At 67.1% G+C, this 11,387-nt stretch carries 11 protein-coding genes; 2 read left to right on the top strand and 9 right to left on the bottom strand.

Going from position 1 to position 11,387, the window contains the following annotated elements; genetic code table 11:
- Positions 1-160: 160 nt before the first annotated feature.
- From recO to rpoE, 9 genes are all read right to left on the bottom strand, one after another.
- Entirely contained in the window at positions 161-880 is a 720-nt protein-coding gene (gene recO / locus R5H29_RS00265) for a DNA repair protein RecO (protein ID WP_019662165.1), read from the bottom strand.
- Positions 881-898: 18 nt separating this feature from the next.
- The gene (gene era, locus R5H29_RS00260; RefSeq protein WP_019662166.1) at positions 899-1,795 is read right to left on the bottom strand and encodes a GTPase Era; all 897 of its coding nucleotides are present in this window, start codon (positions 1,793-1,795) and stop codon (positions 899-901) included.
- On the bottom strand, positions 1,792-2,472 hold the full coding sequence (rnc, locus tag R5H29_RS00255; RefSeq protein WP_019662167.1) for a ribonuclease III: 681 nt from the start codon (positions 2,470-2,472) through the stop codon (positions 1,792-1,794). Before rnc ends, era begins: the two co-directional genes overlap by 4 nt.
- The gene (locus R5H29_RS00250) at positions 2,462-2,845 is read right to left on the bottom strand and encodes a DUF4845 domain-containing protein (protein ID WP_010482821.1); all 384 of its coding nucleotides are present in this window, start codon (positions 2,843-2,845) and stop codon (positions 2,462-2,464) included. The genes rnc and R5H29_RS00250 overlap by 11 nt, the downstream gene beginning before the upstream one ends.
- 37 nt (positions 2,846-2,882) lie before the next feature.
- Entirely contained in the window at positions 2,883-3,677 is a 795-nt protein-coding gene (lepB, locus tag R5H29_RS00245) for a signal peptidase I (protein WP_332328541.1), read from the bottom strand.
- Between the two features lie 54 nt (positions 3,678-3,731).
- A complete protein-coding gene (gene lepA / locus R5H29_RS00240; RefSeq protein ID WP_019662169.1) occupies positions 3,732-5,525 on the bottom strand; it encodes a translation elongation factor 4 in 1,794 nt (597 codons plus the stop codon).
- Positions 5,526-5,705: 180 nt separating this feature from the next.
- Positions 5,706-7,238 (bottom strand): DegQ family serine endoprotease, encoded by a 1,533-nt coding sequence (locus R5H29_RS00235; protein ID WP_019662170.1) that lies wholly within the window; start codon positions 7,236-7,238, stop codon positions 5,706-5,708.
- 74 nt (positions 7,239-7,312) lie between these two features.
- Positions 7,313-8,194 carry an RseA family anti-sigma factor gene (locus tag R5H29_RS00230; protein ID WP_134732519.1) on the bottom strand — a complete coding sequence of 294 codons (882 nt, stop codon included), beginning with the start codon at positions 8,192-8,194 and terminating at the stop codon, positions 7,313-7,315.
- Positions 8,191-8,811 carry an RNA polymerase sigma factor RpoE gene (gene rpoE / locus R5H29_RS00225; protein ID WP_019662172.1) on the bottom strand — a complete coding sequence of 207 codons (621 nt, stop codon included), beginning with the start codon at positions 8,809-8,811 and terminating at the stop codon, positions 8,191-8,193. The genes R5H29_RS00230 and rpoE overlap by 4 nt, the downstream gene beginning before the upstream one ends.
- A gap of 235 nt (positions 8,812-9,046) precedes the next feature.
- On the opposite strand from rpoE, the gene R5H29_RS00220 reads away from it, so the two are divergent.
- Complete coding sequence (locus R5H29_RS00220) at positions 9,047-11,110, top strand: 3-hydroxyacyl-CoA dehydrogenase NAD-binding domain-containing protein (RefSeq protein WP_171952935.1); 2,064 nt, start codon at positions 9,047-9,049, stop codon at positions 11,108-11,110.
- Between the two features lie 184 nt (positions 11,111-11,294).
- On the top strand, positions 11,295-11,387 hold a 93-nt coding region (locus R5H29_RS00215; RefSeq protein ID WP_332328542.1), incomplete at its 3' end, for a transposase.

Below are 11,387 nucleotides of genomic sequence, written 5' to 3'. Positions count from 1 at the left end.
GTCGAAGGGGGGGTGGGTCCGTTTGGGGGTGGGCCCGCGGCTTGGATGGGTGTCCGGCGTCTCCCGCACCCGCACCCACCCCGCCTACCCACGAGTAGTCAGCTTTTGCCGTTGCCGTTGATTCGGCAGGTGCAGGGCTGCAAGCCCTGCCGAACACCCCCTACCTGCGGGGTGCGAGCTGCTCGAGCATTTCCCAGGACTTCAGGCCGCGTGGCCCGAGGTGATGGGCCAGCACCCGCCGCATCGGCAGGCGCAGGCTGGCCAGGTCGGCGGCAGCGGGCTCTTCGTCGGCCGCCAACGCCAGCAGCGCCGAGCCAGTGGCCGCCGCCCGGCGCTCCCCGCCGCGCTCGCTCAGCAGTCGCTGCGCGCCTTCCTGAGGATCCAGTTCGTAGCGCGCCGCCGGGTCGATCGGCTGGCCATCGCTGGCGCTGTCCAGATCGAAACCCAGGCCCAGCGCGGACAGCAGCTCGCGTTCGAAGCGACGCAGGGTCCAGGCCAGGCCGGCGCCCACGGCCAGCCGCGCACGTGCCTCGCCGTAGGCCAGGTACAACCCGGGCAGCGGGTCCTGGCGCGGGGCCAGGCGCAGGGTCAGTTCACTCAGGTAGAAGCCGGCCAACATCGCCTGGCCGACCAGGCGTGGCGCGGCATCCAGCGCCTCGGCACCGCGCAGCTGGGCCAGTTCACCGCGCTGCTGGGCACTGAAGCGGATCCATTGCAATGGCTGCAGGGCAGCGCGCAGCACCTGGCCCTTGGCGGTTGACACACCACGCGCGAGCAGGCCGATACGGCCATGCTGCGCGCTCAGCACTTCGACCAGCAGGCTGGTCTCGCGGTAGGCCCGTGCATGCAGCACGAAGCCGGTGTCGTCCTCGATCAGCATCGAAGCGACCGCAACGACTTACTCGTAACCGAAGGCCTTCAGTGCGGCCTCGTCGTCGGACCAGCCTTCACGCACGCGCACCCAGGTCTCCAGGAACACCTTGGCCCCGAACAAACGTTCCATCTGCAGGCGGGACTTGGCGCCGATCTCCTTCAGCCGGGTGCCACCCTTGCCGATCACGATCGCCTTCTGGCCTTCACGTTCGACCCAGATAACCGCACCGATGCGCAGCAGGTTGCCATCTTCGGTGAAACGCTCGATTTCCACCGTGGTGGCATACGGCAGTTCCTCGCCGAGCTGGCGCATCAGCTGCTCGCGCACCAGTTCACCGGCCAGGAAACGCTGGCTGCGGTCGGTGATCTCGTCCTCGCCGAACATTGGCGGGGCTTCCGGCAGCAGCTTCAGCACATCGCGCACCAGCGCTTCCAGGCCGTTGCGCTTCTGCGCGGAGATCGGATGCACGGCGGCGAAGTCGCGACCTTCGGTCACCTGCTGCAGGAACGGCAGCAGCGCGCCCTTCTCCTTCAGGCGATCGATCTTGTTGACCACCAGCACCACCGGAATGCCAGCGTCGCGCAGCACATTGAAAGCCAGGCTGTCCTCTTCATCCCAGCGGCCGGCTTCGATCACCAGCAGGCCGGCGTCGACGCCTTCCAGCGAGCCGCGCGCAGCGCGGTTCATCACCCGGTTCATCGCCCGCTTCTGCACCTTGTGCAGGCCGGGGGTGTCGACCAGCACCAGCTGTCCTTCCGGATAGGTGGCGATGCCCAGCAGGCGATGGCGCGTGGTCTGCGGGCGGTTGGAAACGATGCTGACCTTGGCGCCGACCAGGGCATTGGTCAGGGTCGATTTGCCCACGTTCGGGCGGCCGATGACGGCCACGCTGCCGCAATGATGGGAAGTTTGTTCGCTCACTTGGAATCCAGTTGTTCTAGGACGGCCGCAGCCGCCTGTTGTTCGGCAAGCCGCCGCGAGGCGCCTTCGCCCTCGGTGCTGGCGGCCGGGTCGGCTACGTTGCAGCGTACCCGGAAGTGCTTGGCGTGGTCGTCACCGGATTCTGACACCAGCTCGTACTGCGGCAACGCCTTCTGTCGGGCCTGCAGCCATTCCTGCAGGCGGGTCTTGGGATCCTTCTCAGGCCGGCCCGAGGCCGGCAGCGCCTCGATCGAAGCACTGAACCAGGGCAGCACCACTGCCCGGCAGGCCTCGAAGCCGGCGTCCAGGTAGATCGCAGCCACCACGGCTTCCACCGCATCGGCCAGGATCGAGTCGCGGCGATGACCACCGGACTTCATTTCGCCCGGGCCCAAGGTCAGCCGCTCGCCCAGTTCCAGGCTGCGCCCGATCACCGCAAGCGCGCCTTCACGCACCAGCTCTGCGCGGGCACGGGTCATCGCCCCTTCGTCAGCCTTGGGCCAGCGCCGGTACAACGCCTCGGCCGCCATCATGTTGACGATGCTGTCGCCAAGGAACTCCAGCCGCTCATTGTGCGGCGCACCGGCACTGCGATGCGTCAGCGCCTGCTTGAGCAGCGCCGGGTCGCTGAAGGCATGACCGATCAGGTCGCCACGTTGGATGAATTTACTGGGCACCGCTTCGTGTCAGGTCCTGGGAAGAATCGAATTTGCCAACCACATCGAGGTTGCCGATCAGCTGACGGCGCACTTCGTAGTTGACCTTGAGGGTCCAGCCATTGTCGCGACGGTCGAACTTCACGTTGGCCGGCTTCACGTTGTCCGAGTAGTTGATGTACAGGCGCTTGAAGAACAGGTCCTGGATGCGCGCCGGCTCCATGCTGCCCACGCCCGGCTCGTTGGCCAGGCTCTTCATCGCCGAGCGCACAGCGTAGTACTCCTGATACATCGGGAACAGCTTCATGCCGATGTAGAGGAAGAAGCCCACCACGATCAGGACCGTCAGGAACGAGGTCAAGGTCATGCCACGCTGCGTGTTCATCGTCTTCATTGCGTTCTCCCCAGATACGCGTTGGATGTGAAGGTACTCAGTTGATGCTCGAGCCGATCCGCGACGGCTCGAAGCCATCCTTGCACAACCAGCCCTGGCAGTTCAGCCAGATCAGGAACGCCTTGCCGCGCAGGTTTTCTTCCGGCAGCAGGCCCCAGAACCGGCCATCATCGCTGTTGTCGCGGTTGTCGCCCATCACCAGGTACTTGCCGGCCGGCACGGTCCACTGGCCCTGGCCGCGCGGATAGTCGGTCTCCAGCACCGTGTGGGTGCGGCCCGGCAGGTGCTCGAGCAGCAGGTTGGCGCCCTCGCCCTGGCCCTTGTGGCCGGCGTAGATACCCTTGTTGTCATACTTCAGCGGCTTGCCGTTGAGGATCACGCCGTCGCCTTCAAAGACCACGGTGTCACCCGGCACGCCGATCACGCGCTTGATGAAGTTCTCGCCCTTGGCCGGATCGTTCTCGCCATGGCCGGGGAAGTGGAACACCACCACGTCACCACGCGACGGCTCGCCAAACGGCACGATCTTGGTGTTGCTGATCGGCAGGCGCAGGCCATAGGAGAACTTGTTGACCAGGATGAAATCGCCGATCAGCAGGTTCGGCATCATCGAACTGGATGGAATCTTGTACGGCTCCGCAATGAAGCTGCGCACGACCAGCACGATCGCCAGCACCGGGAAGAACGCACGCGAGTAATCCACCAGCACCGGCTCGGAATCGAGCAGGCCCGCGCGCTGGGCGCGACGCTTGGCGAGGTACAGCTTGTCCGCAAGCAGGATCAGGCCCGAGGCCAGGGTCAGCACGACCAGGAGGATCTCAAACAGTTTCATTCAGGGTCCTTTGCAACGTCACCAGACGACCGGCCCCGCAGGGCCGGTGCGGGCTTACTTGTTGTCCATCTGCAGCACGGCCAGGAACGCTTCCTGCGGGATCTCCACGCGGCCGACCTGCTTCATGCGCTTCTTGCCTTCCTTCTGCTTTTCCAGAAGCTTCTTCTTGCGCGAAACGTCGCCACCATAGCACTTGGCCAGCACGTTCTTGCGCATGGCCTTGACCGTGGTGCGGGCGATGATCTGCGAGCCAACGGCGGCCTGGATGGCCACGTCGAACATCTGGCGCGGGATCAGGTCCTTCATCTTTTCGCACAGCTCGCGGCCGCGGCGGTCGGCATGGCTGCGGTGCACGATCAGCGACAGGGCATCGACCTTGTCACCGTTGATCAGCACGTCCACGCGCACGAACGGGCCCGCGTCGAAGCGCACGAAGTGGTAGTCCAGCGAGGCATAGCCACGGCTGACCGACTTCAGCTTGTCGAAGAAGTCCAGCACCACCTCGGCCATCGGCAATTCATAGCTGATCTGCACCTGGCTGCCCAGGTAATTGATGCCGATCTGGCTGCCGCGCTTTTCTTCGCACAGCTTGATGATGTTGCCGATGTACTCCTCGGGAGTGAGCACGTTGGCACGGATGATCGGCTCGCGGATCTCCTCGACCTGGTTCACCGGCGGCAGCTTGGCCGGATTGTCCATGTTGATGATCGAGCCATCGGTCTTCAGGACCTCGTACACCACCGTCGGTGCGGTGCTGATCAGGTCCAGGTTGTATTCGCGCTCCAGGCGCTCTTGCACGATCTCCATGTGCAGCATGCCCAGGAAGCCGCAGCGGAAGCCGAAGCCCATCGCCTCGGAGCTTTCCGGCTCGAAACGCAGCGCGGCGTCGTTCAGGCGCAGCTTGTCCAGCGCTTCGCGCAGGTCCGGGTAGTCCTCGGCGTCGACCGGGAACAGGCCGGCGAACACGCGCGGCTGCATTTCCTGGAAGCCCGGCAGCGGCTTCGGGGCTGGGTCGCCGGCCAGGGTCAGCGTGTCGCCGACCGGCGCACCGTGCACGTCCTTGATGCTGGCGGTGACCCAACCCACTTCACCGGCCTTCAGCGCCGGCAGCACCTTGCGCTTCGGGGTGAACACGCCAACGTTGTCGACCTGGTGGTTGCGGCCGGTGGACATCACCTGCAGCTTGTCACCGGCCTTGATCTCGCCCTGCATCACGCGCACCAGCGACACCACGCCCAGGTAATTGTCGAACCACGAATCGATGATCAGCGCCTGCAGCTTGTCGGTGTCGCGCGGCGCCGGCGGCGGGATGCGGTGCACGATCGCTTCCAGCACATCCTGCACGTTCAAGCCGGTCTTGGCGCTGACCGGCACCGCGTCGGAGGCGTCGATGCCGATCACGGCCTCGATCTCGGCCTTGGCGCGCTCGATGTCGGCGGTGGGCAGGTCGATCTTGTTGATCACCGGCACCACTTCCAGGCCCTGCTCCACCGCGGTGTAGCAGTTGGCCACCGACTGCGCTTCCACGCCCTGGGCGGCATCGACCACCAGCAGCGCGCCTTCGCAGGCGGCCAGCGAGCGGCTGACTTCATAGGAGAAGTCGACGTGGCCGGGGGTGTCGATGAAGTTCAGGTGGTAGGTCTGCCCGTCCTTGGCCAGGTACGGCAGCGACACCGACTGCGCCTTGATCGTGATGCCACGCTCGCGCTCGATCGGGTTGGAGTCGAGCACCTGCGCTTCCATCTCGCGGGCCTGCAGGCCACCACAGAGCTGGATGATGCGGTCGGCCAGCGTGGACTTGCCGTGGTCGACATGGGCGATGATGGAGAAGTTGCGGATGTTCCGCATCGAATCAGAAGACATAGGTGGCGGCGGCGCGCGGCGTCGTCAGGGTAACGGTCGATTATCGCATGCCCGGCGCCCGCCCGCGAAAACGGCCTCATCGAGCCGGGCCCGGAATGGCCGAAGCCCCGCCGGGGCGGGGCTTCGGGGGAACCACGTGGCCGCCGGGGCGGCCCTGCACCGGCCTTATTGGCCAGCCTTGACCGCTACGAACGCGCTGTTGCCGCTGCCGGTGCGCACCAGCAGCATCACCACGTCGCCCTTCTTGTAGCTGGACAGCGCACGGTTCAGCGCGTCCACGCTGCCGACCTGGGTGCTGGCTACCTGCAGGATCACCATGCCCGGAGACAGGCCCGCATCGCGCGCGCCCTGGCCCTTGACCCCGGTGATGCGCACGCCCTCGCCCGATTCCAGGCCCAGCTGCTTGCGCTGCGGCGCGGTCAGGTCACTGACGTCCAGCCCCAGCAGGGCGTTGGCGCCGGCCTGTGGAGCCGCATCGCTGTTGCCGGCAGCCGGGCCACGCGAACTGGCCTGCGCATCTTCGGTCAGTGCGGTCAGGGTGGCGCTGAGGTCGCGCGGCTTGCCATCGCGGATCACGCCCAGGGTGACCCGGCTGCCCGGTGCCATCGCGCCGATCAGCGGGGGCAGGTCGGACCAGCTGTTGACCGGCGCGCCGTTCACCGAACGGATCACATCGCCGATCTTCACCCCGGCCCGGGCTGCAGCCGAGTCCGGCACGATCTGGTTGACCAGGGCGCCGCGGCTGTCCGGCAGGCCCATCGCCTGCGCTTTCAGGCCGTCGATTTCCTGCACCACCGCGCCGAGCTGGCCACGGGTGACTTTGCCGGTCTTCTTGATCTGCTCGACCGCGCTCATCGCCAGGTCGATCGGGATCGCGAAGCTGATGCCCATGTAGCCGCCCGAAGCAGAGAAGATCTGCGAGTTGATGCCGACCACTTCGCCACGCGTGTTCAGCAGCGGGCCACCGGAGTTGCCCTGGTTGATCGCCACGTCGGTCTGGATGAAGGGCACGTAGCGCTGGTCCGGCCCGCCGGTGCTGCGGCCAAGGGCACTGACCACGCCGGCAGTGACCGAGTGATCGAGGCCGAACGGCGAGCCGATCGCGACCACCCATTGGCCCGGCTTGAGGGAGTTGGAGTCGCCAACGCGCACGGTCGGCAGGTTCTTGCCGTCGATCTTCAACAGCGCGACGTCGTACTGCTGGTCGCTGCCCACCACTTTCGCGGTGAACTCACGGCGGTCGCCCAGCTTGACCTTCACCTCGCTGGCATCGGCCACCACGTGGTAGTTGGTCAGTACATAGCCATCGGGCGAGATGATGAAGCCCGAGCCCATGCCACGGCCCTTGATGCTGGGGCCGCCATCCGGCCCACCCGGCCCCTGCCCGGGCATCGGGAAGTCCGGGCCGAAGAAGCGGCGGAAGAACTCCGGCATGTCATCGTCGCCCATCGGGCCGCGGGCGACCTGGCGGTTGTTGCGGACGATGGTGGTGTCGACGTTGACCACGCCCGGGCCGACCTGTTCGACCAGATTGGTGAAGTCGGGCAGGCCGCTGACCAGCGGCTGCGCCGGTGCCCGCGCTGCTGCAGCTGGTGCAGGCTGGGTCTGCGCGGCAGGCGCGGGGGCCTGTGCGCAGGCCACCAGGGGAAGGGTCAGGGCCAGCAGACCCATGGCCTGCGTGCGGAGTCGGGGAGTCATCGGACGGCAACCTCCGGATCGGATGGAAAGAGGAATACGGACCCCGCCGGCGGCGGGGCGTGAAAGCGCCCGGCTCAGTCGCGCGGGCGCGGCGGCACCGGCAGGTCGTCCTGCAGGCGCGGCTCGAACGGATAGAACGCCGCGCCGCCGGCATGGGCCGGGAAGCTGGCATTGAGTGCGCCACCGGCAGCGGGCGCCAGGCTGGAGCGCGGCCACGGCCGGGCCTGCAGTCCGCCCACCTCGCCGAACGGCAGGTTGCGGCTGGCGTTGGCCGGCACGGTCGGGGTCAACGGCGCCGGCGCTGCGGCGACGGCCCGTTGCGGGGCCTCGTCGCGCTGGGCGGCACGCGCAGCCTGCTGGGTACGCGTGGCGCTGGCACGGCGGGCGTCCTGACGACGGCTGGAAGCGGCCATCGCCACAGCCGGCGCAGCAGCCACGGCCATCGCGGCCGTATCCACCGAAGCCTCGGTCACCGGGGCCGGCGTGGTGGGCGCCGGCGCCAGCTCCGCCTGGCTGGCGATCACCTGCGGCGCCAGCGGTTCACCCGGCGTGGCCTCCTTCAGCTTCTCGCCGCCGATGAACAGCGCGACGGCGGCCACCGACGCGGCCAGGGCGGCGCCGCCGCCCCAGGCCCGCCAGCCACTGCGGCGTACCTGGCGACGCGGCTCGACCTGCGGCGCCGGTTCGGCCGCGATGGCGGCGGCCACGGCCGCGCTGAAGCCGGCCGGCGCCAGCGCCGACGCCTGCCCGCGCATCACGTCGCCCAGCAGCTGCCAGCGTTCCTGGCATCCGGCCAGCTCGGGGTCGTGCTCCATCCGGCGCAGCAGGAAGCGCGCTTCGTCGGCGCCCAGCTCACCATCGACCAGGGCCGACAGCTGCTCGCGATGGCGCTGGTCCAGGCGCTGTCCGGCGGGCGATTGGTGGTTCTGCGATTCGTTGAACGGTTTACTGGTCATACGCGGCTCTTCTCACGGGTGGCGCTGCCGATGTCCAGCAGCGGCCGGAGTTCGGTGTCGATCGCCTCGCGCGCCCGGAAGATCCGTGAACGCACCGTGCCGATCGGGCACCCCATCTTCTGCGCGATATCCTCGTAGCTCAGGCCTTCCACCTCGCGCAGGGTGATTGCCGACCGGAGTTCTTCCGGCAGCGCGTTGACGGCCTTCATTACCGTCTGTTCCAGCTCCTGGCGCATCAACTCGCGTTCGGGCGTGTCGGTGTCGCGCAGGCGGGTACCGGTGTCGAACTGTTCGGCGTCGCCGATGTCGATGTCATCGGTCGGCGGCCGTCGATTGTGTGAAGCCAGGTAGTTTTTGGCGGTATTCACGGCGATTCGATGCAACCAGGTTGAGAACTGGGCGTCGCCACGGAAACTCCCGATCGCGCGGTAGGCGCGGATGAAAGTGTCCTGGGCGACGTCCTGACATTCGCTCCAGTCGGCGATGTAGCGACCGACCAGGGCCACCACCCGATGCTGGTACTTGCGCACCAGGACATCAAAGGCGGCACTCTCGCCGTGCTGCACGCGCCGGACCAGTTCCAGATCCAGCTCCTGTGGTGTATCAACCTCGGCCATGAGGGGCCGCACTCCTGTCAGCCCAACCGACGTCGGGCAATGAGACTGCCAATCCCGGGAAAAGTTCAGTCGCCGATCACCTGGCGCCGCACCAGCTTTTAACCACCGTTCCGTTAGCGTCCCGGTCCACGGCCATGGATCCGGGGGCGCCACTCCCCTGCTATTGGGATTTGACGCGGGGGAAACAACCTCTGGATCATAGCCGCTTCTCCATACACAACCGGATGGAACGTCCATGCTCTCAGGCTTCGATGGTCTCCGCTTCAGCCACTGGCACCCCGAGATCCGCGACGACGGCGTGGTGGTTCTCTCCCTGGATCGTCAGGACAGCAGCGTCAACGCCATGTCGCAGGACGTGCTGCTGGAGCTGGGCGACCTGCTTGAGCGCATCGCGCTGGATCCGCCCAAGGGCGTGGTGATCCAGTCGCTGAAGAAGGCCGGCTTCATTGCCGGTGCCGACCTGAAGGAGTTCCAGGAGTTCGACCGTCGCGGCACTGTCAACGACGCGATCCGGCGTGGCCAGGCCACCTACCAGAAGCTGGCCGAACTGCCCTGCCCGACCGTGGCGGCGATCCATGGCCACTGCCTGGGAGGCGGCACCGAACTGGCGCTGGCCTGCCGCTACCGCGTGGCCTCCAACGACAGCAGCACCCGCATCGGCCTGCCGGAAACCCAGCTGGGCATATTCCCGGGCTGGGGCGGCAGCGCCCGCCTGCCGCAACTGGTGGGTGCACCGGCGGCGATGGACATGATGCTGACCGGACGCACCCTGTCGGCCTCGGCCGCGCGTGGCATCGGCCTGGTCGACAAGGTGGTGGCGCCGGCGGTGGTGCTCGACACCGCCGTCGCGCTGGCGCTGTCCGGCACCAGCCGCCCGTTCAAGCAGCGCGCGATGGCATGGGCCACCAACACCTGGCTGGCACGCCGGCTGCTGGCGCCGCAGATGGTCAAGCAGGTCGCACGCAAGGCGAAGAAGGACCAGTACCCGGCGCCGTACGCGCTGATCAGCACCTGGCAACGCAGTGGTGGCAAGCCGATCCAGGCGCGTTTGGACGCCGAGCGGCGCGCGGTGGTGAAGCTGGCCAGTACACCGACCGCGCGCAACCTGATCCGCATCTTCTTCCTCACCGAGCGACTGAAGGGCCTGGGCGGTGGTGATTCCGGCATCCGTCACGTGCACGTGGTCGGCGCCGGCGTGATGGGCGGCGACATCGCCGCGTGGGCCGCCTACAAGGGCTTCGAGGTGACCCTGCAGGACCGCGAGCAGCGCTTCATCGACCCGGCCATGGAACGCGCGCAGGCGCTGTTCGCCAAGAAGGTGCGTGACGAGAGCAAGCGCCCTGCCGTGGCCGCGCGCCTGCGTGCCGATCTGGAAGGCAACGGCGTGGCCGAAGCCGATCTGGTGATCGAGGCCATCATCGAGAACCCCGAGGCCAAGCGTGCGCTGTACCAGACGCTGGAACCGAAGATGAAGCAGGACGCGCTGCTGACAACCAACACTTCGTCGATCCCGCTGGTTGAACTGCGCGATCACATCCAGCGCCCGGCGCAGTTCGCCGGCCTGCACTATTTCAACCCGGTCGCGCAGATGCCGTTGGTGGAGATCATCCATCACGACGGCATGGCGCCGGAAACCGAACGCCGCCTGGCCGCGTTCTGCAAGGCACTGGGCAAGTTCCCGGTGCCGGTGGCCGGCAGCCCGGGCTTCCTGGTCAACCGCGTGCTGTTCCCTTACATGCTGGAAGCGGCCACCGCGTATGCCGAAGGCATTCCGGGCCCGGTGATCGACAAGGCCGCCGTGAAGTTCGGCATGCCGATGGGACCGATCGAACTGATCGACACCGTGGGGCTGGACGTGGCTGCGGGCGTGGGCCGCGAACTGGCGCCGTTCCTCGGCCTGCAGATTCCGGCGGCCCTGCAGACGGTGGAACAGGACAAGCGCGGCAAGAAGGATGGCCAGGGCATCTACACCTGGGAGAACGGCAAGCCGAAGAAGCCGGACGTGGCCAGCGATTACCAGGCCCCGGCCGATCTGGAGGACCGCCTGATCCTGCCGCTGTTGAACGAGGCGGTGGCGTGCCTGCACGAAGGTGTAGTGGCCGATGCGGACCTGTTGGATGCGGGCGTGATCTTCGGTACCGGTTTCGCGCCGTTCCGTGGCGGCCCGATCCAGCACATCCGCGCAGTGGGAGCCGATGCGATCGTCGAGCGGTTGAAGGCGCTGCAGCAGCGCCACGGCGACCGTTTCGCCCCGCGCCCGGGCTGGGACAACCCCGCCCTGCGCGAACCGGTGGTCTGAGTTTATCGGCCGGGCCTGCGGCCCGGCACCCGCAGAAGCAAAAACCAGAGCCAGAGCCGGAGCAACAGCCGGCTCTGGCTTTTCTGTTTGTTGGGCGGGGCGGTGTCGGGTTGCGGGGACGCCGTAAACCCGTCCTTGAAGTGACCCCCGGGAGTTGGACGCCAGATCCAACCCCGAGGGATACATGAACAGATATGACGCTCGTTTCAAACTGCAGGTTGCCAAAGAGGCCTGCAAGACCTCCACATCAGTCAAAGCCGTTGCTCGTCGCCACAGC

The sequence above is a fragment of the Stenotrophomonas sp. A3_2 genome, from assembly GCF_036624925.1.
GTDB lineage: Bacteria > Pseudomonadota > Gammaproteobacteria > Xanthomonadales > Xanthomonadaceae > Stenotrophomonas > Stenotrophomonas hibiscicola.
Note: the sequence above shows the minus strand (reverse complement) of the source record. Positions and strands in the feature narration are given on the sequence as shown.